Origin of the sequence: Comamonas sp. SCN 65-56, assembly GCF_001724135.1 — a bacterium.
Taxonomy (GTDB): Bacteria; Pseudomonadota; Gammaproteobacteria; order Burkholderiales; family Burkholderiaceae_C; genus Comamonas_C.
On the sequence record NZ_MEDS01000025.1, the window covers coordinates 134914 to 156983 of the forward strand.

Annotated in this window: 23 protein-coding genes; 13 read left to right on the top strand and 10 right to left on the bottom strand. The window is 65.0% G+C overall.

Going from position 1 to position 22070, the window contains the following annotated elements; genetic code table 11:
* Positions 1-2 precede the first annotated feature (2 nt).
* A complete protein-coding gene (gene glcF / locus ABS45_RS13530) occupies positions 3-1238 on the top strand; it encodes a glycolate oxidase subunit GlcF (protein ID WP_291556232.1) in 1236 nt (411 codons plus the stop codon).
* A 99-nt stretch (positions 1239-1337) separates the two neighbouring features.
* Here the strand turns inward: glcF and ABS45_RS13535 are convergent, their stop codons facing one another.
* The 3 genes from ABS45_RS13535 to ABS45_RS13545 all read right to left on the bottom strand — a co-directional run bounded on the left by ABS45_RS13535 (position 1338) and on the right by ABS45_RS13545 (position 4319).
* Positions 1338-2183, bottom strand: a complete 846-nt coding sequence (locus ABS45_RS13535; protein ID WP_291557233.1) for a fatty acid hydroxylase family protein — start codon at positions 2181-2183, stop codon at positions 1338-1340.
* Positions 2184-2334: 151 nt separating this feature from the next.
* Positions 2335-3576, bottom strand: coding sequence for an iron-containing alcohol dehydrogenase (locus tag ABS45_RS13540; RefSeq protein ID WP_291556234.1), 1242 nt, complete (start codon positions 3574-3576; stop codon positions 2335-2337).
* A gap of 8 nt (positions 3577-3584) precedes the next feature.
* On the bottom strand, positions 3585-4319 hold the full coding sequence (locus tag ABS45_RS13545; RefSeq protein WP_291556236.1) for an alpha/beta hydrolase: 735 nt from the start codon (positions 4317-4319) through the stop codon (positions 3585-3587).
* 140 nt (positions 4320-4459) lie between these two features.
* Here ABS45_RS13545 and ABS45_RS13550 point away from each other — a divergent pair, with 140 nt between their 5' ends.
* The gene (locus ABS45_RS13550; RefSeq protein WP_291557236.1) at positions 4460-5128 is read left to right on the top strand and encodes a GntR family transcriptional regulator; all 669 of its coding nucleotides are present in this window, start codon (positions 4460-4462) and stop codon (positions 5126-5128) included.
* An 80-nt stretch (positions 5129-5208) separates the two neighbouring features.
* Here the strand turns inward: ABS45_RS13550 and ABS45_RS13555 are convergent, their stop codons facing one another.
* Positions 5209-6525: an MFS transporter gene (locus tag ABS45_RS13555; protein ID WP_291557239.1), complete on the bottom strand. Its 1317-nt coding sequence runs from the start codon at positions 6523-6525 to the stop codon at positions 5209-5211.
* 357 nt (positions 6526-6882) lie between these two features.
* Here ABS45_RS13555 and ABS45_RS13560 point away from each other — a divergent pair, with 357 nt between their 5' ends.
* The 3 genes from ABS45_RS13560 to ABS45_RS13570 are packed head-to-tail and all read left to right on the top strand — an operon-like array spanning position 6883 to position 9402.
* Positions 6883-8052 (top strand): CoA transferase, encoded by a 1170-nt coding sequence (locus tag ABS45_RS13560; protein WP_291556238.1) that lies wholly within the window; start codon positions 6883-6885, stop codon positions 8050-8052.
* Positions 8053-8056: 4 nt separating this feature from the next.
* On the top strand, positions 8057-8647 hold the full coding sequence (locus ABS45_RS13565) for a cysteine dioxygenase (protein WP_291556240.1): 591 nt from the start codon (positions 8057-8059) through the stop codon (positions 8645-8647).
* The gene (locus ABS45_RS13570; protein ID WP_291556242.1) at positions 8644-9402 is read left to right on the top strand and encodes an enoyl-CoA hydratase/isomerase family protein; all 759 of its coding nucleotides are present in this window, start codon (positions 8644-8646) and stop codon (positions 9400-9402) included. Before ABS45_RS13565 ends, ABS45_RS13570 begins: the two co-directional genes overlap by 4 nt.
* Before the next feature lies 1 nt (position 9403).
* Here the strand turns inward: ABS45_RS13570 and trxC are convergent, their stop codons facing one another.
* From trxC to ABS45_RS13590, 4 genes are read right to left on the bottom strand one after another with little or no spacing between them, the layout of a single operon-like run.
* Entirely contained in the window at positions 9404-9847 is a 444-nt protein-coding gene (gene trxC / locus ABS45_RS13575) for a thioredoxin TrxC (RefSeq protein ID WP_291556244.1), read from the bottom strand.
* A 60-nt stretch (positions 9848-9907) separates the two neighbouring features.
* Positions 9908-10807 (bottom strand): GGDEF domain-containing protein, encoded by a 900-nt coding sequence (locus ABS45_RS13580; RefSeq protein WP_291556246.1) that lies wholly within the window; start codon positions 10805-10807, stop codon positions 9908-9910.
* Positions 10808-10865: 58 nt separating this feature from the next.
* Positions 10866-11060, bottom strand: coding sequence for a DUF2905 family protein (locus ABS45_RS13585; RefSeq protein WP_291556248.1), 195 nt, complete (start codon positions 11058-11060; stop codon positions 10866-10868).
* A gap of 9 nt (positions 11061-11069) precedes the next feature.
* The gene (locus ABS45_RS13590; RefSeq protein ID WP_291556250.1) at positions 11070-12152 is read right to left on the bottom strand and encodes an SAM-dependent methyltransferase; all 1083 of its coding nucleotides are present in this window, start codon (positions 12150-12152) and stop codon (positions 11070-11072) included.
* Between the two features lie 27 nt (positions 12153-12179).
* Between ABS45_RS13590 and ABS45_RS13595 the strand changes: the two genes are divergently transcribed.
* The 5 genes from ABS45_RS13595 to cas3 all read left to right on the top strand — a co-directional run bounded on the left by ABS45_RS13595 (position 12180) and on the right by cas3 (position 17838).
* Positions 12180-13013: an SDR family oxidoreductase gene (locus tag ABS45_RS13595; protein WP_291556252.1), complete on the top strand. Its 834-nt coding sequence runs from the start codon at positions 12180-12182 to the stop codon at positions 13011-13013.
* Positions 13010-13423 carry a dihydroneopterin aldolase gene (locus tag ABS45_RS13600; RefSeq protein ID WP_291556253.1) on the top strand — a complete coding sequence of 138 codons (414 nt, stop codon included), beginning with the start codon at positions 13010-13012 and terminating at the stop codon, positions 13421-13423. The genes ABS45_RS13595 and ABS45_RS13600 overlap by 4 nt, the downstream gene beginning before the upstream one ends.
* Positions 13424-13441: 18 nt before the next feature.
* Positions 13442-13822: a dihydroneopterin aldolase gene (locus ABS45_RS13605; RefSeq protein WP_291556255.1), complete on the top strand. Its 381-nt coding sequence runs from the start codon at positions 13442-13444 to the stop codon at positions 13820-13822.
* A 5-nt stretch (positions 13823-13827) separates the two neighbouring features.
* On the top strand, positions 13828-14739 hold the full coding sequence (gene ttcA, locus ABS45_RS13610; RefSeq protein WP_291556257.1) for a tRNA 2-thiocytidine(32) synthetase TtcA: 912 nt from the start codon (positions 13828-13830) through the stop codon (positions 14737-14739).
* Between the two features lie 450 nt (positions 14740-15189).
* Positions 15190-17838, top strand: a complete 2649-nt coding sequence (cas3, locus tag ABS45_RS13615; protein ID WP_291556259.1) for a CRISPR-associated helicase Cas3' — start codon at positions 15190-15192, stop codon at positions 17836-17838.
* Here cas3 and ABS45_RS13620 read toward each other — a convergent pair.
* Positions 17829-18197: a DUF86 domain-containing protein gene (locus tag ABS45_RS13620; protein WP_291556261.1), complete on the bottom strand. Its 369-nt coding sequence runs from the start codon at positions 18195-18197 to the stop codon at positions 17829-17831. The genes cas3 and ABS45_RS13620 overlap by 10 nt on opposite strands.
* Entirely contained in the window at positions 18194-18484 is a 291-nt protein-coding gene (locus ABS45_RS13625; RefSeq protein WP_291556263.1) for a nucleotidyltransferase family protein, read from the bottom strand. Before ABS45_RS13625 ends, ABS45_RS13620 begins: the two co-directional genes overlap by 4 nt.
* Before the next feature lie 178 nt (positions 18485-18662).
* On the opposite strand from ABS45_RS13625, the gene ABS45_RS13630 reads away from it, so the two are divergent.
* The 3 genes from ABS45_RS13630 (at position 18663) to cas7e (ending at position 22067) form a co-directional block, all read left to right on the top strand.
* On the top strand, positions 18663-20249 hold the full coding sequence (locus ABS45_RS13630; protein ID WP_291556265.1) for a type I-E CRISPR-associated protein Cse1/CasA: 1587 nt from the start codon (positions 18663-18665) through the stop codon (positions 20247-20249).
* Complete coding sequence (locus tag ABS45_RS13635) at positions 20242-20784, top strand: type I-E CRISPR-associated protein Cse2/CasB (RefSeq protein ID WP_291556267.1); 543 nt, start codon at positions 20242-20244, stop codon at positions 20782-20784. The genes ABS45_RS13630 and ABS45_RS13635 overlap by 8 nt, the downstream gene beginning before the upstream one ends.
* A gap of 98 nt (positions 20785-20882) precedes the next feature.
* Complete coding sequence (cas7e, locus tag ABS45_RS13640) at positions 20883-22067, top strand: type I-E CRISPR-associated protein Cas7/Cse4/CasC (RefSeq protein ID WP_291556269.1); 1185 nt, start codon at positions 20883-20885, stop codon at positions 22065-22067.
* The last annotated feature ends 3 nt before the right edge of the window (positions 22068-22070 follow it).

Here is a 22070-nt window from a genome sequence, read left to right on the forward strand (position 1 = left end):
CCATGCAAACCCATCTTTCTCCGGAATTTGCCGGCACGCCCGACGGCATCGAGGCCGAAGCCATCCTGCGCAAATGCGTGCACTGCGGCTTTTGCACCGCCACCTGCCCCACCTACCAGCTGCTGGGCGATGAGCTCGACGGCCCGCGCGGGCGCATCTACCTCATGAAGCAGGTGCTCGAAGGCCAGGAGGTGACGCGCAAGACGCAGCTGCACCTGGACCGCTGCCTGACCTGCCGCAACTGCGAAACCACCTGCCCCAGCGGCGTGGAGTACGGCAAGCTGCTCGATATCGGTCGACGCGTGGTCGAGGAGAAAGTCGCGCGCCCGCCGGTCGAAAAAGCCGTGCGTTGGGCGCTGGCCCAGGGCCTGCCCTCACCGCTCTTCGGCCCGGCGATGAAGCTGGGGCAAAGCGTACGCGGCCTGCTGCCCGAGCGCCTGAAGGAAAAGGTGCCGTCGCGCCAGAGCGCCGGCCACTGGCCCACCGCGGTGCACGCACGCAAGGTGCTGATGCTGGCCGGCTGCGTGCAGCCGACGATGGCGCCCAACATCAACGGCGCCACCGCCCGCGTGCTCGATGCCGCTGGCATACAGACGCTGATCGCTCCCAAGGCCGGCTGCTGCGGCGCGGTGAAGTTTCACCTCAACGACCAGCGCGGCGGCAAGGACGAGATGCGCACCAACATCGACGCCTGGTTGCCCTACCTGGAGCGCGGCGAAGTCGAATGCATCGTGATGAACGCCTCGGGCTGCGGCGTCACCGTCAAGGACTACGGGCACGCCTTGCAGCACGATCCGGAGTACGCGGACAAGGCCGCCCGGATCAGCGCCGCCACGCGCGATCTCTCGGAGCTGCTGCCGGACCTCGTGCCGCTGCTGCAAGGCAAGATCCAGCCGCAAACCGCGCCCATGGCCTGGCACCCGCCCTGCACGCTGCAGCACGGCCAGCAGCTGCGCGGCGGCGTGGAGCAAGGCCTGAAAGCGCTGGGCTTTGAACTGCGCCTGGCGGCCTGCGAATCGCACCTGTGCTGCGGTTCGGCCGGTACCTATTCGGTGCTGAACCCCAAGCTCTCGCACCAGCTGCGCGACCGCAAGATCACCCATCTTGAAGCAGCGTTCCCCGACGCACCCGCCAAGGCCATTCTGTCGGCCAATATCGGTTGCATCACGCATCTGCAAAACGGCACCGAGACGCCCGTACGCCACTGGATAGAGGTGCTGGACGAAGCGCTGCGCTGAGCGCTGTGCCCCAACGCACCACCGGCGTAGCCGCCAGTGGCTGCAAACGCAAAGAAGGCGACCCGAGGGTCGCCCTTTTCATGGATTGCCTGTCCCTGATCAGGCCATCGCCCCCGCCGTGCTGCGCGGGTTGTTCAGGTCGTTGTCAATCACCTGCTGCTCCTGCGCGGTCAGTTGCGGGCCATCGGTGGTCACGCGGCTGTCGTCAGTGCGGAACTTGGCGATGATGGGCTTGAGCTCTTCCTTCTGGTGCTTCTCGCTGTAGCCGTTGAACAGGTGGCCGATGAGGCCGCGGCGCAGGTCCGAGGTGCCCATGAACCAGTCGGCGATCGGGAAGGACAGGTTCATGTTGTACTTCATCATGATGCCGAAGTTGTGGTGCAGGATGTGATGGCGGCGGATGGTGTTGATGAAGGGCATGTTGCGCACGAACCAGTTCTCGTGCACGTGGCAGCAGTAGTGGAAGGTTTCATACGTCAGGTAGTAGCCGACCATGGTCAGGAACACGATGTAGCCGGCGTTGGCGTTGAAGATCAGCGAGGTCAGATAGCCCAGGCCGACGCCGCCGATACCGACCACCGTCAGCACGCGCCACGGGAAGAACACGATGCGCCATTCACGCGTGGTGTCCATCGTCGGCTCGGCGTCGGTGAAGTACTGGTGGTGCTCGCGGGTGTGGCGCTCATAGATGGCGCGCAGCGCGTACACGTCGATGCGGCGGTGCATCACGTGCATGTGCATGAACCACTCGACGAAATTGCCGAACAGGAACACCGGGATCATCAACAGCCAGGCCCAGCCGGCGTTCTCGATATGGTTCAGGCACCACCAGATGCCGGCGATACCCACGCCGTAGGTGACGGCCAGGTGCAGCACGCCGTTGTACAGCGGGCTGATGTTGGACTTGTACTTCTCGCGGAACTTGCGCTGACGCTCGGTCATCACGCGGGTGTACAAGGGGCTGTTTTCTGTGGAAGCACTGGAACTGGCTATCGACACGATGGACTCCTGAAGTGATGGTCTTGATATGTGACTAATATATTAGTTCCATGACCGGAATGCAATCATGGTTTTCCCTAGGTCGGCACCAAACTTTTCAGGCATCACCACTCAGGCGCCCGGCAAAGGCCTTGAGCACGATGCGGCGGTAGGCGGCTGGCACATCCGCCACCGGGAACGCCTTGGCCAGGCGCACGACGGCCAGGCCGTCCTTGACCATGGTCTCCAGCGCCGCCTCGGCAATGCCGAAGGCCTTCAGATCCGTCGCAATGCCGAGCTGCCCGACCCATTCGCGCACGCGCAGCGGCACGGCGCGGCTGGCCTCGGCGGCCGTCATCGCGCCCAGGCCGAGCACGTCGGCCAGTTCGACGAACTCGTGCGGGCGCACCGCCGCGATTTCATCGAGCACATAGGGCAGCATCACCGCGTTGGTGCTGCCATGGCTCTTGTGGGTTTGCGCAGCGATGGCGTAGGCCAGGCCATGCACGGCGTTCAAGCCGGCACTGCCATAGGACAGCGCCGCGTACAGGCTGGCGTAGGCCATCGCGGCACGCCCTTCCTTGAGGCTACCGTCCTGGTAGACCGGCACCATCCAGCGCGCGCACAAGCGCATGGATTCGCGCGCAAACAGCATGGTGAGCGCCGAGCGGCCGCTGTAGCCCGGGTCGGCATGGCCCTGGCGGTCGTAGAGCGCGCTGTCCAGCGTCAGGAAGGACTCGATGGCGTGCGTGAACGCATCGATGCCGGCATCGGCAGTAACGCGCGGCGGGCAGCTGTAGGTGAATTCGGGGTCCACCAGCGCGATCTGCGGGCGCAGCGCGTTGTCCATCACGGCGATCTTGGTGGCGTTCTCGGGGTCGATCAGGATCGCACCCGGCGTGGCCTCCGAGCCCGTGCCCGCCGTCGTCGGCATCGCCACCAGCGGCAGTGGCTGCACACCGCCAATGTCACCGACGAAATCCTTGATCGGTTGGCCGCCCGGCAGCGTCAGGCACAGCGCCTTGGCCAGGTCAATGTTGCTGCCGCCGCCCAGCGCGATCACATGGTCTATCACCCGCCCTTCGGCCTTTTGGCGCACGCTGGCAGTGGCTTCATCGCACAGCACGGTGCTGGGGTCGGGCTCGCCACCGTTAAACACGATGACGTCAATCTGGCGCACCCGGGCGGCCTCCACATACTCGCGCACCCAGGGCGTGTTTTGCGTGAAAAAGCGGTCGGTGACCAGCACGCCGCAGCGCCAGCCCAGGCGCTGCACCAGCGCCGGCAGCTGCGCACGCGTGCCGCAGCCCATCACCAGGCGCGCCGGCGCGCAGAAATGGATCAAGTCTTCAGTTCTCATGGAATCCCTCATTGCAATTCAGTGAAAAAAACGCGTGCCGCCTCGGCGACTCGCTCGGTATGGCTGGAAGGAATGCCGTGGCCGCCGTCTTCCAGCGTCAGCAGGCGTGCATTGGCAAGCCCGCTGACCAGCTGCTGCGCATGGCTCCAGGGCGAGTCGCCGTCCTGCCTGCCGTGGATCACCCGGGTCGGAATGTCGATGTCTTTCAGGTGCGCTCGCTGATCGGTGCCGCGAATGGCGGTCCAGGTCGCGGCCACCGCCTCACGATCGGCCGCCACGCGCAGGCCCAGGGCTTGTTCCCGCACCGTGATCTCGGCCAGCAGCGCAGCCGGTTCACTCGCCTTGAACCAGGACGCCTCGCACAACGCCGGCGTGCCTGAGAGCAGCAGCAGACCCGCAGGCCGTGGCCCGGCGTTGCGGATCAGGTACTCCAGCGTGACCGATACCCCCATGCTCCAGCCCGCCAGCACCCAGGGCATCCCGGGCGGTACATGGCGCGCCACCACAGCATGCGCATCCTCGGCATACTGCTCCAGCGTGTAGTCGGCCACGCCCTGCCCGCGCAGTGCCGTGCCGCGCCCGCGCAGATTGGGCAGCACCCAGCGCGCCGCATCACTCAAGCGCCTGGCGACCGGCATCCACGAATCGCGCGTGCCCTGAATGCCATGCAAGGCCACGACGCGCAGCGGGCCATCGCCGAGCTCCACCACGTCGCTGGCACGATAGCCACCGGCGCTCAGCATGGCGTCCTCGCCAGCCAGCCGCTACGATACTGATATACCAACCGTTTCATGATTCTTCTTTCATGCCAAGAACTGCCACCACCAAAAGCGCCGCGACCAAGGCCACGGGAAAGGGCTCGCAGGCAAGTGCGGAGCGCCCCATGCCCGGCTTCAAGGCACTGGAGCCGCGCGCCCGTTTGACCGACCTGGCCTACGAGACGCTGGAAGAAGCCATCGTCACGCTCAAGCTGCCACCAGGAACGGCGATCTCGGAGCAGACCCTGGCCGACATGACCGGCATTGGCCGCACGCCGGTGCGCGAGGCCATCCAGCGCCTGGCGCGCGAGCACCTCATCGTCATCCTGCCGCAGCGCGGTCTGCTCATCACCGACGTGATGGTCAGCCGGCAATTGCTGCTGCTGGAAACCCGGCGCGAGCTCGAGCGGCTGATCTGCACCAGTGCCGCCAAGCGCGCCACGCCGGCGCAGCGCCAGCGCTTTGCCGAGCTGGCCGAGGAATTCCGGCGCCTGGCGCGACAGGAAGATTCGGACGCCTTCATGCAGGCCGACCGGGATTTCAACGAGCAATGCCTTGCCGCCGCCCGCAACCCGTTCACCGAGAGTGCGATGCGCAGCCTGCACGGGCTCTCGCGGCGCTTCTGGTTCATTCATTACAAACAATCACCTGATCTGCCCAAGATGGCCGAGCTGCATGCCCACGTGGCCGACGCCATCGCCGGTGCCGATGTGCAAGGGGCGGGCAAGACCCTGGATGCGTTGATCGACTTCATAGAGCAATACACCCGCTCGGCCGTGCTGCCCGACGGCTGAATGCCAAAGGCGCCAACACAGTGGCGCCTTCGGACTGGATCGCTGCGCTGGCCGGCGAACGCCGGCCACCGGGTCTGGCATCAATGCGAGACCTCCTCCAGCGAACGCCCCTTGGTTTCCACCCCCAGGAAGAGCACCACCAGCGCTGCCGCCACGAAGCAGGCCGCGCCCAGCGAGAAGACGCCCAGCTGGCCGGCCACCGGCAGCACCAGGCCAACGACATACGGGCCAATCAACGAACCGATACGGCCGATCGACGAGGCAAAGCCGGCGCCCGTGGCGCGCGAGCGCGTCGGGTACAGCTCCGGCGTGTAGGCATAGAGCACCGACCACATGCCGAACATGAAGAACTGCATGCACAGGCCGGCACCAATCAACTGCGACACCGGCGCCTGCGTGGCCGCAGACTGTCCGTAAAAGTACGCTGCCGCCGCGCTGCCCAGCAGCATCAGCATGCAGGTGCTCTTGCGCCCCCAGCGCTCCACCAGCCAGGCCGCACAGATGAAGCCCGGAATACCCGCGAGCGAGATGTAGACGGTGTAGAGCACCGACTTGGTGACTTCATAACCGGCCTGCTGCAGCAGCGCGCCGAGCCAGGAGGTCAGGCCGTAATAGCCCAGCAGCGCCAGGAACCAGAGCGACCACAGCATGATGGTGCGCTTGGCGTAGATGCCCTTGAACAGCTCGCCGATCAGGCTGCCGCGGCTCTGGTACTGCGAAGCAGTCACCACGCGCTTGGGCTCCGGCAGGCTGCGCAAGCCCGCCGAGTGCATCACGCGCTCTTCCATGTGCGAGATCACGCGCTCGGCCTCGGCATAGCGGCCTGCGTCCTCCAGCCAGCGTGCCGACTCCGGCACCATGCGGCGCACCACCAGCACGAAGATCGCCGGCACCGCGAGGGCGATGAAAATGCCGCGCCAGCCGATATGGCCCAGCGACAGGTAGGCGATCACGCCCGCGGCAATGAAGCCAAAGGGCCAGAAACCCTCCAGGATCGCCACGTAGCGGCCGCGTTTGTCGGCCGGAACGATCTCCGAGACCATGGCCAGGCCGATCGGAAACTCCATGCCCATGCCGAAGCCCAGCAGCACGCGCCAGCCCATCAGCTCATTCACATTGGAGGCATAGCCGCACATCAGGCTGCCAATGCCCCAGAAGATCATGCTGACCTGAAACACCGGGCGGCGGCCGAACTTGTCGGCCAGCATGCCGGCCGAGGCCGCGCCCAGGAACATACCCAGAAAGCTGGAACTTGCCAGCAGCCCGGTCTGCGCCGCGGTCAGGCCGAACTCGGTCTTGATGGTGCCGAGCATGAAAGTCATGATGCCCAGGTCGATCGAGTCGAACAGCCAGGCCGTGGCGATGATGGCAAACAGCATGCGCTGGTAACCGGTCATCGGCAGCCGATCCAGCCGGCCACTGACATTGACGCCAGCCGCTGCGCCTGCAGCGGCCTGCGACGGTGATGTCCCGCCGTACTGCGGGAGATCTCTCGTCAAGGTATTCATGGGAAGAGTCCTCTTGAAGGGAAAAAGGGAGGGACGGAAAGTCCTGATACGCGGCTAAAATATTAGTTGTGTTACAGAACGTTGGACATAGGTATTGACCCTAATCAAAAAAGGGCGAATGAAAGCCAAAACCCTGTTGCCAACATTGTCGATTTCTGCTAGTTCGGCAACCCTTGAGCGCTGCCTGCCAGCGTTGCTATAGTCGACGCGGCCTCTTTTGGCGTGCATCCCTTTTTGCCCGTACCCATGTCCTCCAGCGCTTCCTCCGCTGTCCTGCCTCTTGACGGCGTTCGCGTCGTCGAGTTTTGCTCTACCGCCGCCGGCCCGTTTTCCGCCATGCTGCTGGCCGACATGGGCGCGGCGGTGGTCAAGGTCGAGCCGCCTGCAGGCGACGGCCTGCGCCAGTGGCCGCCACTCACCGATGGCTACAGCGAGAACTTCGCCTCGCTCAACCGCAACAAGCGCTCGGCGGCGCTCGATCTGAAGAACCCACAGGATCTGGCGTTGGCCAAGCGCCTGATCCTTGAATCCGACGTACTGGTGGAAAACAACCGTCCTGGCGTCATGGCGCGCCTGGGTCTGGGGTATGAGGCGCTGTCAGCGGAAAAGCCGGGGCTGATCTACTGCTCCATCTCCGCCTACGGCCAGAGCGGTCCGCGCAGCAGCGAGGGCGGCTACGACCTGACCATTCAGGCAGCCTCCGGCGTGATGAGCGTCACTGGCGACCCGGATGGCGCACCCGCCAAATGCGGCGTGCCGATCGCGGATTTTTCCTCGGGGCTGTACGCGGCGTTTGCCATCGCCAGCCTGCTGGTGCAGGTGCGCGCCGGCGGCAAGGGGGCGCATATCGATATCCCGATGTTCGGCTGCACGCTGGGCGTCGCGGCACTGCAGACCAGCGAGTTCTTTGGCAACGGCCGCAGTCCGGGGCGCCTGGGCTCTGCACACCCGAGGAACGCACCCTACCAGGCGTTTCAGGCCAGCGACGGCTATTTCGCCATCGCGGCCGGCAACCACAAGCTGTGGCTTGCGGTGCTCGACGTCGTGGGACTGCCCGAACTCGCGCAGGATGCGCGCTTTCTGACGACCACCGACCGCGCCAAGCATCAGGGCGCGCTCAAGGAGATTCTGGAATCGGCGTTCACGCGCCAGCCTGTCGAGCACTGGATTGCCGCCTTCAACGCTGCCGGGGTGCCGCATGCACGCATCAACGATTACGCCGCGGCTCTTGCCGATCCCCAGGTGGAGCACATGGGCTGGGTTCGGCCCGTGCAGCTGCCGGGCGGACACGAGACGCGCACCTTCGCCTCGCCGCTGCGGCTGAACGGGCAGGGCTTTGCCATCCGCCGCCGTCCGCCAGCCTTGGGCGAGCACACCGAAGAAATCCGCGCCGAACTCGGGCGCAAAGGAGCATAAAGGCATGCCCAACCACACGCGCCTGCTGGATTTCGTTGCCGCGATGACGCGGCTGGTCCAGGCCAGCAACGATGAAGACACGCTGATCGACGGCGCCACGCCGCTGATGCGCGATCTGGTCACGCACGACGACTGGCTGCCCGAGCCCATGGCCGTGCCACATCCGCAGTTCTACCAGCAGCACCTGCTCTACGGCGACCCGCTGGACCGCTTCTCACTCGTGAGTTTTGTCTGGGGCCCGGGGCAGAAGACACCGGTGCACGACCATACGGTGTGGGGCATCATCGGCATGCTGCGCGGCGCCGAAAACGGCCAGCGCTTCGCCGCCGACGCCCAGGGCCACTGGGCGCCCGCGGGTGAACCCACCACGCTGCAGCCGGGCGACCTAGACATCGTCTCGCCCACGCGCGGTGACATCCATGAAGTGGCCAACGCGCTGGACGACCGTGTCTCCATCAGCATCCACCTCTACGGCGGCAATATCGGGCGGGTGGCCCGCCACGTCTATGTCCCCGGCACCAGCACCGTGAAAACCTTTGTCTCGGGCTACTCCAACCTGTTGGCGCCCAACCTCTGGCCCAGGCCTGCCGCATGAGCACTGACGAGCTGCTGGTTCAGCGCGAAGGCGCGCTGCTGCACCTGCAATTGCAGCGCCCGGACAAGGGCAACGCGCTGTCTGCCAGTCTGGTCGCGGCCTTGCAGGTGGCGCTCGATGCGGCTGCGCTGGATGCTGGGTTGCGGCTGCTCGTGCTTTCCGGCGCGGGAAAGCACTTCTGCACCGGCTTTGACCTTTCCAAGCTGGAATCCGAAACCGACGATACGCTGCTCGCCCGCTTCACTCGCGTAGAGCTGATGCTGCAATCGCTTGCGCGCATGCCCTGCACCACGCTGGCACTGGCGCACGGACGCACCATGGGCGCCGGCGCCGATCTGTTTGCCGCCTGCAGCGAGCGCTGGATCGTCGACGACGCGAGCTTTGCCTTTCCGGGTGCGGGTTTCGGCTTAATACTGGGCACCGCACGACTGGCGGATATCGTCGGTGCGACGCAGGCCAGCCGCTGGATAGAAGGCGGCGAGACGATCAACGCCGCCGGCGCCTGCGCCAGTGGCCTTGCGCTGCGGCAACTCGAGCGCACGGCATTGCCGCTCGAGCGCGATCAACTGCTCAGGCGCGTGAGTCGGCTGGACACCCAGACCCAGCGCGCCATCCACGCCGCCGTTGGCACCAGGCGCAGACCCAGAGGGGATGTGGGCGACGCGCAGGATTTGGCCCGACTGGTCGAATCGGCCGCGCATCGCGGCCTGCGTGAGCGCATCGCTGCCTACCGCGCGGCGCAACGCCCGCGCTGAATCAACCCAGCGACTGGCGCACCCAGCGCACGATGTCGCTTGCGCCGCGCGCGCCCGAGGTACGCGCGATTTCGCGCCCACCCTGGAACACGATCATCGTCGGGATACTCCGAATACCATAGCGTGCAGCGATGGATTGGTGAGCCTCGGTATCCAGTTTGGCAAGGCGGGCCTGGGGCTCGAGCTGCTGCGCCGCCTCATGGAAGAACGGCGCCATCTGCAGGCAGGGCCCGCACCACGGCGCCCAGAAATCCACCACGACGGGAATCTGACTGCGCGTGATGTGCTTGTCAAAGCTCGCTTCATCCAGCGGCAACGGCTCGCCCTCGAACAGCGGCCGGTGGCACTGACCGCAATCGGGAGCGCTCGCCAGATCGTCGGCGCGAATCCGGTTGGTGGTATGGCAGTGGGGACAGACGACGTGCAGAGGGTCACTGGTGGTCATGGCGTGCTCGCTTGAAAATTCTGCCTGTCAGCTGCGGTCGCAGCCGGAATTTTCAACCGTTCACGCTGCGCAAACCAGCCGATCGCGCCCCTCGCGCTTGGCCTGGTACAACGCTGCATCGGCACGCGCCACCAGCTGCTGCGCCGTATCCCCGGGGCTGCGCAGCGCCAGGCCCGCGCTCACGCTGTAGCGCTGCTGCGGCATTGCGGGCAGTGGCACGGCATTGCGTGCGCGCGCCAGCAAGCGCTCGACGATGGGCTGCGCCTGCGCCATCGTGCAGTCCGGCAGCAGCAGCATGAACTCTTCGCCCCCCACGCGCCCGTAGCGATCGGCACGGCGCATCTGGGCTTGCAGATGACCCGCAAAATCGCGCAATACGGCATCCCCCACCGGATGCCCATGGCGGTCATTGATCTGCTTGAAATGGTCCAGATCCAGCATCACCAGCACCAGGGGATTGGGCCGAACGAAAAGTGCAGCCAGCTGCTGTTGCATGTAAGCGCGGTTGCTGATGCCCGTCAGCGCATCCGTCTGCGCCGCACGCAGCGCCCGATCGCGCATCGCCCGCAAGTCTCGCCCTTGCTGATGCAATGCGGTGGTGTCGATCACGACACACAGCATCCATCCGTTGGCCAGCGTGGTTTCCGTGATCCAGTGCCACTGGCCGTTCTCCAGATCGCCCTCAAAAGCCCGAAACGGTTGTTTGCCACGGCGCGAGCGCGCCGACGCAAGCCAGGTTTCGAAATCCACATCCCCGCTGACCCGCGTGCCCTGACCAGCCGCATGGTTGGCGCGCATGATGTCCGTCCAGGTGCGTTGACCATCGGGCTGGTGGTGAAACCGCTGCACAAAAGCCTCGTTGGCAAAGCGCAGCACATCCGCCTCATCGAACATCGCAACGGCCATCTCGGTCTCGCGCAGCAAGGTGTGCGCCATCTCGGCCAACATCAATTCAGGCATGGCAGCAGGATAACGCGACAAATGGTTACATCCAAAGCAGGGAAACCCGAATCGCAACTCATAACCACTTGACAGCCAGGCTCAGCAAAAAGCTGAGCAGCACGGTGCTCGCCAACGGGATTGACCACTGGCGCCCGAAGAGCCGAAATTCGAAATCGCCCGGCAGCCGCCCCAACCCCAGGCGGCGCAGCAGCGGCATCAACCCGCTGATGAGGACCAGCGCCAAAAAGACAACGATGAGCCAGCGCACCATGCCGAGGCCTCACAAGCGGTGGGTGCGGTCGCCCTGCGCAAACCCGCGCGGCTGCCAGGCCTCGCCCGGTCCCACGGCCAGCACCTTGAACAGCTCGCCCATCTCGTGTTCAAGCATCAATTTGACCGCTGGCGCTTTATCCACGGGCGCCAATTGCTCCAATTTTTCAAGTAATCCATTGTTCATCAAAAAGTGCGCCTGGCTGGTGTAGCCGAGCACTTTCAGCCCGGCTTCCTGCGCCGCCAGCGCAATCCCCGTGAAGTTGACATGCGCGGTGATGTCTTTGAGGCCCGGATCCGCCAGCGGATCGGTATCCATCTGGTGCGCCCGGTGGCACACCAGCGTCCCCTGGGCACGCTGCGGGTGGTAATACTCGGACTCCGGAAAACCATAATCGATCAGAAAGGCCGCGCCACGCACCAGATGCCGCGCCAGCGTGCGCACGAAACCCTCTGCCTGCGGATGAATCTCCGTCAGATAGTCATGATCGCCCGGCACCTGCACCGGCGGACGCAGATCGGTAGGGCGGTCGCTCCACGCAAAATCATCATCTTGCAGCGCCACGCCGCGCTCATGCCAGACACCGTCCAAACGCTGCAGCAGTTGCACCGGCATGGCATCCAGCACTTCGTTGCCCAGCACTACGCCCTCGATGCACTCGGGCAGGCGCTGCGCCCACTGCACCTTGCCGGCAAACGGCGCAAGCGCCTGCTGCTGGCGCATGCGCAGGCTGGTGGAGACATCCACAATGGTGTAACGTCGCACGCCATCGCCCAGCGCGCCCAGCACCTGCGCTGCCAGCGCCCCGCTGCCGGCGCCGAATTCCCAGATTTCATCGGTCTGCGTTGCAGCAAGCGCTTGGCGCACCTGCTCTGCCAGCACGGCGCCAAACACGGGCGAGAGCTCCGGCGCCGTCACAAAGTCGCTGCCGCTTTCGGGCATCGCGCCAAATTTGCGCAGATCGTTGGCGTAGTAGCCCAAACCGGGCGCATACAGCGCCTGCTGCATGAACCGATCAAAGCCGATCCAGCCTCCCGCATCGCGGATGGCATTGCGGATCTGCCGCGCCAGAAATTCACTCAAGCTTGTCATCGTTGACGCGATTTTGCCTTGTGCACAATGGCTGGACTCGACCAATACCCCGTGCAAAGCGCCATGCATCCATCTTCTTCCTGGGTTCTCGTCACCGGCGGCGCCACCCGCCTGGGCAGAGAAATTGCCTTGGCGTTCGCACGCGCCGGCTGGGATGTGCTGTGTCACTACCGCCATTCGCGGATCGCGGCCGAGGCTACAGCCGGTGAAATCGCGGCGCTTGGCCGCCAGTGCAGACTGATCGCTGCCGATCTGGCCAAACCCGATGCCGCCCAAGATCTGCTGAGCCTGTGTGCCGCTGAAGTTCACGCCGCTCCGCGCTGCATCGTCAACAACGCCTCGCTGTTCGATGCAGACGATGCAGCGAGTGCCAACGCAGACTCGCTGCAACAGCACTTTGCCACCAACACCATCACACCGCTGCTGCTGGCCAATGCACTCGCGCTGCAGGTGCGCGCGCAATCGCCCGACAGCCACGGGCGGCATTGCGTCATCCACCTGCTGGACCAGAAAGTGCACAACCTCAACCCGGATTACTTTTCCTACACCGTCAGCAAACTGGCGCTCGAGCGCAGCGTCGCGCTGCAGGCGCAGGCGCTGGCGCCGCAGGTGCGCGTGTGCGGCCTCTCGCCCGGGCTGATGTACCTGAGCGGGCCGCAGACACAGGAAAATTTCGATCGCGCGAGCCGCGTCAATCTGCTGCAGCAACCGATTGACCCCGCAGCCGTTGCGCGTGCCGCCGTGTTCATCGCCGAAAACACCGCCCTCAACGGCTGCACCGTGCAAGCAGACAATGGTCAGCACCTGGTGCCGTTGGCGCGCGACGTGATGTTTGCCATGGGCGAAAATCCAGCGCCATGAACTCCCTCCTGCTGGCCTTTGGCGCGCTCGATGCCCGCCTGGCGACGCACTGCCGCCTGCTCAGCCTGCGCCAGCACGAGCAACAGGTGCGTATCGGCATCCACACCTTCGAGCGTCAGGCGCCGCAACGCCTGTGGTTCGATGTGGACTTGTGCGTGCGGCTGGAGCAGGCTCCGGCCGCACGCGACGACATCTCCCAGACCGTCGACTACGATTTCATCCGCCAGACGATCGCAAGCGCCGTAGGAACGCAGCACCACGAGTTGCAGGAAACGCTGTGCGACACCATTCTCAACGCCATGCTCCAGCGTCCTGACGTGCAGGCAGCGCGCGTTGCCACACGCAAGCCGGACGTGTATCCGGACAGCGCATCGGTCGGCACGGAGCGCATAGCCATCAAACCTTGGTAGACGCACCTACGACACCCCATGTCCATACCCCAGCCCCACCAAGGCCAGCAGAGCCTCACGCTCAACGGCCTGCGTTTCGACGCCAACCTCGGCATCCTTGCGCATGAACGCAACGCGCCCCAACCGATCCGCGTGGATGCCGAGCTCAACCTCGGCACCCAGCCGCTGGCACCGCCCGACGACGACATCCTGCACGTGCTCGACTACCGCAAGGTGCGCCAGATCATCATCGACGAGTGCACCGCCGAGCACGTGAACCTGCTGGAGAGTCTGATCGGCAAGCTCGCGCGCCGTCTGCTGCTGCTGCCGGGTGTGCGCGGCGTGCGCGTGAAAATCGCGAAACTGGAAATATTTGATGACTGCGAAGTCGCCATTCGCGTCGAAACCGGACAGTGGTAGACCCCATGCAAACAACCGAATCCATCCTCGAACCCACAGCCGTCGCCCACGACACCCGCAAGGCCGAACATGAAGCGCACAAACTGGAAAAGCGCCTGTGCCGCGAAACCACGCGCGCCATCATCGACTACGCCATGATCGAAGAAGGCGACAAGGTCATGGTTTGCCTCTCTGGCGGCAAGGACAGCTACACCTTGCTGGACATTCTGCGCAAGCTGCAACGGCGCGCACCGATCCAGTTCAGCATCGTCGCCGTCAACCTGGACCAGAAGCAGCCGGGCTTCCCCGAACATATCCTGCCCGACTATCTCACGCGCATCGGCGTGGACTTTCACATCGAAAACCAGGATACCTACAGCATCGTCAAGCGCCTGGTGCCCGAGGGCAAGACCACCTGCAGCGTCTGCTCGCGCCTGCGCCGTGCCATCCTCTACCGCGTCGCCAGCGAACTGGGCGCCACCAAGGTAGCGCTGGGCCACCACCGCGACGACATCGTGACCACGCTGATGCTCAACATGTTCTACGGTGGGCGCATGAAGGGCATGCCGCCCAAGCTCGTCAGCGACGACGGCAAGCATGTGGTGATCCGCCCGCTTTGCTATGTCACCGAAACCGACACCCGGCGCTGGTCCGAGCTGCAGGGCTTTCCCATCATCCCGTGCAACCTCTGCGGCAGTCAGGAAGGCCTGCAACGCGTGGTTGTCGGCGAGATGCTGCGCGAGTGGGAAAAGAAGTTTCCAGGCCGCATAGAGAGCATGTTCCGCGCGATGAGCCACATCGTGCCCACGCACCTCATGGACCAGCAGCTGCACGACTTCAAGGGTGCGCACGCCACGGGCACTGCCGATCCCATGGGTGACAGGGCGTTCGATCCCGAAATCCTGCCGGCCCATGCCGGGGACCATCGGTGGTTGTGAGTCGCCCCCACGGCTTTGGATACTTTCAGAGCACCGTGTCTTTACGGCAAAAAACCCGCTTCCCTTTGACAGGGCAACGTGGTATCGCAACCGCAACCAGGCCGAGGAGGCGTTTGGTGAGACGGCGTGAGACAAAACCGTTGAGACAATAGCCTCAGATAACCCCCAGTGCACCGCCAGAGTGCCATGCCTGCGAGGCGCATCGCCCCGTCACGCCGACGCGGCCACCAGAGCCCCAAAGGATGGCGGCATCTGGAGGGTACGGGGAGGATCACGAAGGAGCCAAGCTGAAGCCGCGCAGACTAGAGGTGAAGTGGGGTGGCACCATCCAAAACCCATGCCAGCCAATCATGGTATGGAGGACGATGGCACGTAGCACATGCTCTGTCGTTTTGAATAATTTGTTTGCAAAATCATACTCCTTGTTTCGCATCGCAGATCAACGCCGTCATGCACATCTTCCCGTGGGGCAAGCTCCAGCGTTTACCGGAGCAGACCGCAACGCATAGTCTGCTAGACCATATGACGGATGTCGCCGCCGTCCTGCACCGGTTGCTGCTCATTCCTACCATCGCCCTCGCCTTGCAGCGCACCGCAGGCCGCCCTTTGAGCGATACCGATCGCGCCCGCTTGGCCGTGCTGGCCTATTTGCATGACATCGGCAAGGCCAATGCGGGTTTTCAAGGCAAATACTGGAGCGATCCGGCTCAGCGCCCGCACGGCTGGCCTGGCGCATGCGGCCACGGCCCTGAGGGCTGGGATTTGGTGGATGCCTGCTTGTCTGGTGAGCATTGGACACAGCAGGTGGCCGCCGGGCTGCCGCTGGCCGCGATGTGCGACTGGGGCGATGCCTTCCTCCCGCTGTTGCACGCCAGCATCAGCCACCATGGCCGGCCGGTGCAGTGTGACGGTAGTGCAGTCCTCTGGCGGGCCGTTCCCGGCTACGACCCCGCGCAGGCATTGACGGCCATGGGCCAGACCATCCAGGCGCAGTATCCCCAGGCGTTTGTGACGGATGCCCCTGATCTGCCCAACGCGCCAGCGCTCGGCCATTTGTTTGCCGGCCTAGTGCAGCTGGCCGACTGGCTAGGCTCGGACACCCGCCCTAGCTTTTTTGCGTACTCTCAGCCTGGGGAAATCAGATCAAAAACAGCTCCAACGCATGCTGATAAAGCGCTAACAGCTATTGGGTTGATAGCTAAAGAGACAGCCAATCGCCCCACTGCCACCTTGGCAGACTTTGGTCAGGTATTTGGCGTGCCTTCGCCCCGCCCCATGCAGGCCGCCATGGCCGATGACGCCTTGGGACCCGTGGTGATACTGGAAGCCGAAACCGGCAGCGGCAAGACCGAGGCCGCGCTGTGGCGCTTTTTGCACCTGTGGCGCGTGGGAGCGGTCGATGCGTTGTACTTCGCCCTGCCCACGCGCGTCGCGGCCACCCAGCTCTACGAACGGGTACACGCCTTTGTGCAGCGCGCCTGGAAGGGGCAACCCCCCGTCGTCGTGCGCGCCTTGCCGGGCTACGCAGCTGCCGACGGCCAGGGCTATGAGCCGCTGCCCGGCTTTCAGGTGCTGTGGCACGACAAACCTCAGGACGATGAAGCGGAGCGCCGCTGGGCCGCCGAATCGCCCAAGCGTTATCTGGCCGCCCCCATCGCGGTCGGCACCATCGACCAGGCGCTGCTGGGGGCGCTGCAAATCAAGCACGCCCACCTGCGCCATGCGCTGCTGGCGCGCAGCCTGCTGGTGATCGACGAGGTGCATGCCTCCGACGCCTACATGACGCGGCTGACCGAGCAGCTGCTGCGCGCCCATGTGGCTTGCGGCGGCGAGGCGCTGCTGCTGTCGGCCACGCTGGGCGCGGTGGCACGCAGCCGCTATCTGGCCATCGGCCAGCGCGGCTCCATCGCCACGCCGCCATTGGCCCAGGCACAGGCGCTGGCCTATCCCGCCATCAGCCACCGCAGCGCCAGCGGCCCGCAGCTGCTGCCGGTGGAGGGCAACCCGCGCCAGAAAACCGTGCATTGGCAGACGCTGGACGCCATTGCCGACCCCGAACGCATTGCCCACCTGGCCGTGGATGCCGCCGCCCAGGGCGCGCGCGTGCTGGTGGTGCGCAACACCGTGCCCGCCGCCGTGGCTACCTTGCAGGCGGTCGAAGCGCTGGCCCAGTCGCGCGACCTGGACTGCCTGTTTCGCGTTCATGGCATCAGCACCTTGCACCACAGCCGCTTCAGCCGCCAGGATCGGCCGCTACTCGACGCCCAGGTGCAAACGCAAATGGGCAAGGAACGCCCAGAGCGCAGCACCGGCCTGGTGCTGGTGGGCACGCAAACGCTGGAGCAAAGCCTGGACATCGACGCCGACCTGCTCATCACCGACCTGTGCCCCATGGACGTGCTCTTGCAGCGCCTGGGCCGCCTGCACCGCCATGCGCGCGACACACGTCCGGCGGGCTGCGCGCAGGCGCGCGCCTGGGTGCTCACGCCCGCTGGGCATGACCTGCGCCCCCTGCTGCAACGCCAAAGCCATGGCCTGGGGCCGATACGCATCAAGGGCCAGCCCATGGGCGGCGTCTATCCCGACCTGCGCGTGCTCGAAGCCACGCGCCGCCTGGTGAATGCTGACGCCACGCGCAACATCCCGGCTGACAACCGCGTTCTGGTGGAGCAGGCCACGCACGGCGAGGCGCTGGACGCCATTGCCCAGGAGATGGGCGCCGACTGGGTGACATTTGGAATGGATGTCGATGGAGGGCGTGATGCGGCTGGACGGATGGCCAACATTCAAGCTTTGGCCTACGAAGCGGAGTTCGCCATGTTTTCGGTGTCACCAGAAGATGAGGCAAGTGTTGGCAGCCGCCTGGGCGCGGCCGACCGCTTGGTGGTGTTCACCCCCGCGCCCACCGGCCCCTTCGGCGAGCCCGTGCAGCAGCTGGCGCTGCGCCACCACATGCTCCCGCACGACTTGCCGGACGATGCGCAGCCAGATCAAGTTGAGGCGCTAGCATCGCAAGCCGGTTTCACATTTGCCTTGGGTGATCGGCGCTACCGTTACGACCGCTTTGGCCTGACGGCCGTCGCCAAAGCTCAAGGCTGATAGGGCTTGTCCGCCTGCTGGCGCACGGCAGGCCACAGTGACAGCAGCTCTGGTAGCGCAGACCGCACGGTATCCCACACCAGGTCCAGGTTGATGTCAAAGTACCCATGGGCAATGCGGTTGCGCATGCCGCGCATGTGGCGCCACGGAACCTGTGGGTGGGCCTGAACAACGTCGGGGTAGCCGTCCATCACCTTGGTGGCGGCCTCGCCCAGGATGACGAGGCTCATGATGACGGCTTGCTGGGTGCGTTTGTCGGAACGAAAGTCATCCTGTGCCATTCCCTCGACAAAAGCGCAGGCGTCCAAGGCCGCCTGCTGCATGTGATCCAGATAGTCCGGGAGCCGGTTTTCGTTCATACCGGCCGCGCCTGCGCCAGCACCTGGGCGCGAAACTTGGCCGGCAAATCCGCCGGGGTCAGCACATCGACGGGCACGCCGAGCAGGGTTTGCAATTCGTCCTGCAAGCCTCCCAAATCGAATAGCGTGGCGCCAGGCAACGCATCCACGAGCAAATCAAGGTCACTGCCATCGCGGTCATTGCCCTGCAGCACCGACCCAAAGACGCGTGGGTTCGCCGTGCGGTAGCGATCCGTCGCCTCCCGCACCAGGGCGCGCTTGAACTGGAGTGCTGCAGAGGGGCGCATGGACATCCTTTCATTTACGACACGCGTGCCCGCATTGTCGCTGCCGGGCGACGCTTGCCGACAGGTCGGTACAAGATAGCAGAAGCCTGGATAAAACAAAAATCCATGTTAAGTTGCAAAAATTACATGAAGAGAGGAGATATCTATGCCGTCTTCGGGTGTTGCGATGGAGCCGAGCTTGAGTCTCTTGGACGAGCCCTTGATTTGCTGGCGCGACACGCACGCAGCCGTGCAGCGCGGCAACCTGCCTGAACTTCTGGCCGCGCTGGCCGCCAATGGCGTGTGCGACTTCCCCCGGTTGCGCCCGCATCAGCGCCACCCCTGGCACGCCTTTCTGGTGCAACTGGCTTCCATCGCCCTGCACCACGCGGGGCAGGAGCAGCCCTGGCTAGAGACAACTGACTGGCGCGCGGCGCTGCTGGCGCTGACACCGGGCGATGCCGATGATGCCGCCTGGTGCCTGGTGGCGCCGCCCGATAGGCCGGCGCTGCTGCAGGCGCCGGTGCCGGGAGAAAACATTGCCGCCTGGACCAATTTGCTCCATGCGCCGGATGCGCTGGACATGCTGGTCACCTCCAAAAACCACGACCTCAAGGCCGCCCGTGCCCATGGGGCCGAGGCCGACGACTGGCTGTTTGCCCTGCTCAGTCTGCAAACGCAACAGGGAATTTTGGGACGAGACAACTACGGCATTTCGCGCATGAATAGCGGCTATGGAAACCGTCCCGGCGTCGGCGTGGCCCCGGTGGGTGCCTGGGGCGCACGTTGGCGGGCAGACGTCCACAGCGCCCTGGTGCAGCGCGCACACATCGCAGAGAAATTTGGCTTGGCCGAGGAGCATGGCCATGCCCTGCTGTGGCTGCTGCCTTGGTCGGGAGCAGACTCGCTGGCCCTGGCAGCACTCGATCCGCTGTACATCGAAATCTGCCGCCGCGTGCGCCTGGCGGCACCCGGCGGGCGCATTCAGGCCCATGTCACCGGCAGCAAGGTCGCGCGCATTGCCGCCAAAGACAGCAACGGCGTCACGGGTGATGTCTGGACGCCGGTGGAAACCGCCAAGAGCAAGGCGCTGACAGTTTCGCGCAACGGTTTTGACTACAAGCTGATGAGCGAGCTGCTGGCGGGCGAGAGCTACGCCCAGGGCGCGGCCTGGCGGCTCGATGGCTGGCCGCAGGGCACGGCTTTGCAAGCCATCGCCCAGGCCACCGTGCGCGGGCAGGGCAAGACCGAGGGCTACCACGAGCGCCGCGTGCCCCTCTCGCCCAAACTGCGCCGCTACCTCGCGGGCGATCAGCGCCCTCTGCTGGCTCGCATGGCCAGGCGGCGCATCGACGCCATCGCTGCCATGCGCAAGCTGCTCTGGACGGCGCTGGCCGTGTTGTTTGCTAATGGCAAAGACAACGATATGACTGACGCCGTCAAAGACCGCGCCAGCCGCTTCGCCCAACCCTTCGAGCAACAGGAAGACAGCCGCTTTTTCAACGACCTGACGGCGCACATCGAGGCCGAAGGCGAACAGCAGGAGGTCGTCTACTTGCACTGGCTGTTGGGCCTGGCTGAGCACGCGCAGACGGTGCTCGAAGCGGCCTTTGACGCTGGCCCGCGCAGCGCCATGCAGCGCTACAAAGCCCAGGCCTCCGCTTTGTCGCGCTTTGCCGGTGGGCTGCGTGGCGGCAAGAAACCTCTTTTCCCCGAACTGGCGGTGCATTACGCCCAACAGCACAACGCCCATACCCTCTCGACCGAAGGAGAAGCCCATGCTTGAAACCGATGCCGTTGCTCCAGACAGTGAAGCCTCCACCGAGGCCGGGGTGACGCGCAACCCCTACGGTGCCCTGGCCGCTGCCATAGCACGCGCCAGCACCGGCGAACGCGCAGCACTGGCGCGCCTGGATCCCGACCAGCCGTTGCGCCCGCAGGCCATCGCCGCGCTGTCGCGCGCGCTGGTGGACACCCACCTGGAGCCGGAGAACTGGCACCCCGCCACCTGGCGGCGCTGGGCCTTGGTGGCCCACGGCATGGCTCTGGCTGGGCATGACAGCGCCGCCCGCCTGGGCGCGCACGAGTCGCGCGTTACCCGACTGCTCACGGCGCGGGGCGACGCCTTCACCCAGCTGCTGCCGCGCCTGCTGCGCCTGCTGGCCAGCCGGGGTGTACGCCCCAACTGGTACGAGCTGGGGCCGCTGATTCACAAGGAAAGCAAGCCCGACAGCGACGCCCAGCAAGAGGCCGAAACCATCCGCCTGGGCATTGCCAAAGCCTATTTTTTGACGATTTCCAAGAGCGAAAAAAGTCGTTAATCCTTGTGTACAAAGCGTGAACAGCTATCAATTAAATAGTAAATAGCCCCCCGCTCCCCCCTTTCAGCACCTTTTCCATTGCCATCACCGGAGCCCTCATGACCTTGCCCCGCTTTCTGCAAATCCACACCCTGCACAACTACAGCGCCGCCTTGCTCAACCGCGACGATGCCGGTCTGGCCAAGCGCCTGCCCTATGGCAACGCCATCCGCACGCGCATTTCCTCGCAGTGCTTGAAGCGCCATTGGCGCGTGGCCGACGATGCTTTTGCGTTGAAAAACCTGGATGTACCGATGGCCGTGCGCTCGCGCGAAACACCACGCCTGATCAAGAAGCGGCTGATGGCAGCTGGCGTGGCCGAGTCGCTGGCGCAGCTGTGCGTCGAGGGCTTGCGTGCTGCCGGGCTGGTGGACAAGGCCAAGGATCTCAAGGGCGAAGAAGCGCTGGAAACCGGCCAGGCCGTACTCTTGGGCTATGCCGAAATCGACTACCTGGTGCAGCGCTGCGCGGCGCTGGCGGGCGAGCACACCGAAGAAAAAGCCTTGAAGGCTGCGATTGCCGCCTTTTTGAAAGAAGAGAAGAAGAACCTCGAAACCATGCGCTTGGGCAGCGGCCTGGAATCGGCCCTGTTCGGCCGCATGGTCACTTCGGACGTACTCGCCAGCCGCGACGCGGCGGTGTACGTGGCGCACGCCTTCACCGTGCATGAGGCGCAGGTGGAAAACGACTATTTCACCGTCGTCGATGACTTGACGCGCGAAGCCGGCGAGGCCGGATCGGCCGGCATTTTTGATACCGAGCTGGCCAGCGGCCTGTACTACGGCTACACCGTGGTCGATGTGCCGCAGCTCATCGCCAACCTCGAAGGCGTGAAGATCAGCGACTGGGCCAGCGCTGCGCCTGAGCAGCGCGTGCTGGCCGCGCGCGTGGTGCAAAGCCTGCTGCACCTGGTGGCCACCGTCAGCCCCGGCGCCAAGCGCGGCTCGACGGCGCCGTTTGAATGGGCCAAGTTCATGCTGGTGGAAGCCGGTGACTGGCAACCGCGCAGCCTGGCCGGGGCCTTTCACAGTGCGCTGTCCACGCGCCAGCCGCAACTGCGCCAGGCGGCGGTGCAGTCGCTGGGCGATGAGATTTCCCGTCTCGATGCTGCCTACGGCGCACCGCTGGTGCGGCGCTTTCTGGCCGTGGACGATGTGGCCGTTCCGGGCGCGCAGCGCCTGTCGCTCAAAGAACTGGCCGACTGGGCGCACAACGCTGTGATGCAAGCCCAGGTGGAGGTGTAGGCC

Bases quoted from the DNA above. Each gene is read 5' to 3' on its own strand.
- ABS45_RS13625 (WP_291556263.1), bottom strand. From the start codon at position 18,484: ATGCGCCCCTCTGCAGCACTCCAGTTCAAGCGCGCCCTGGTGCGGGAG.
- ABS45_RS13560 (WP_291556238.1), top strand. From the start codon at position 6,883: ATGTCCTCCAGCGCTTCCTCCGCTGTCCTGCCTCTTGACGGCGTTCGC.
- ABS45_RS13580 (WP_291556246.1), bottom strand. From the start codon at position 10,807: ATGCCTGAATTGATGTTGGCCGAGATGGCGCACACCTTGCTGCGCGAG.
- ABS45_RS13635 (WP_291556267.1), top strand. From the start codon at position 20,242: ATGCTTGAAACCGATGCCGTTGCTCCAGACAGTGAAGCCTCCACCGAG.
- ABS45_RS13555 (WP_291557239.1), bottom strand. From the start codon at position 6,525: ATGACCGGTTACCAGCGCATGCTGTTTGCCATCATCGCCACGGCCTGG.
- ABS45_RS13545 (WP_291556236.1), bottom strand. From the start codon at position 4,319: ATGCTGAGCGCCGGTGGCTATCGTGCCAGCGACGTGGTGGAGCTCGGC.
- ABS45_RS13595 (WP_291556252.1), top strand. From the start codon at position 12,180: ATGGCTGGACTCGACCAATACCCCGTGCAAAGCGCCATGCATCCATCT.
- ABS45_RS13550 (WP_291557236.1), top strand. From the start codon at position 4,460: ATGCCCGGCTTCAAGGCACTGGAGCCGCGCGCCCGTTTGACCGACCTG.
- ABS45_RS13565 (WP_291556240.1), top strand. From the start codon at position 8,057: ATGCCCAACCACACGCGCCTGCTGGATTTCGTTGCCGCGATGACGCGG.
- ABS45_RS13540 (WP_291556234.1), bottom strand. From the start codon at position 3,576: ATGAGAACTGAAGACTTGATCCATTTCTGCGCGCCGGCGCGCCTGGTG.
- ttcA (WP_291556257.1), top strand. From the start codon at position 13,828: ATGCAAACAACCGAATCCATCCTCGAACCCACAGCCGTCGCCCACGAC.
- ABS45_RS13585 (WP_291556248.1), bottom strand. From the start codon at position 11,060: ATGGTGCGCTGGCTCATCGTTGTCTTTTTGGCGCTGGTCCTCATCAGC.
- ABS45_RS13570 (WP_291556242.1), top strand. From the start codon at position 8,644: ATGAGCACTGACGAGCTGCTGGTTCAGCGCGAAGGCGCGCTGCTGCAC.
- cas3 (WP_291556259.1), top strand. From the start codon at position 15,190: ATGCACATCTTCCCGTGGGGCAAGCTCCAGCGTTTACCGGAGCAGACC.
- ABS45_RS13605 (WP_291556255.1), top strand. From the start codon at position 13,442: ATGTCCATACCCCAGCCCCACCAAGGCCAGCAGAGCCTCACGCTCAAC.
- cas7e (WP_291556269.1), top strand. From the start codon at position 20,883: ATGACCTTGCCCCGCTTTCTGCAAATCCACACCCTGCACAACTACAGC.
- ABS45_RS13620 (WP_291556261.1), bottom strand. From the start codon at position 18,197: ATGAACGAAAACCGGCTCCCGGACTATCTGGATCACATGCAGCAGGCG.
- ABS45_RS13590 (WP_291556250.1), bottom strand. From the start codon at position 12,152: ATGACAAGCTTGAGTGAATTTCTGGCGCGGCAGATCCGCAATGCCATC.
- trxC (WP_291556244.1), bottom strand. From the start codon at position 9,847: ATGACCACCAGTGACCCTCTGCACGTCGTCTGTCCCCACTGCCATACC.
- ABS45_RS13600 (WP_291556253.1), top strand. From the start codon at position 13,010: ATGAACTCCCTCCTGCTGGCCTTTGGCGCGCTCGATGCCCGCCTGGCG.
- glcF (WP_291556232.1), top strand. From the start codon at position 3: ATGCAAACCCATCTTTCTCCGGAATTTGCCGGCACGCCCGACGGCATC.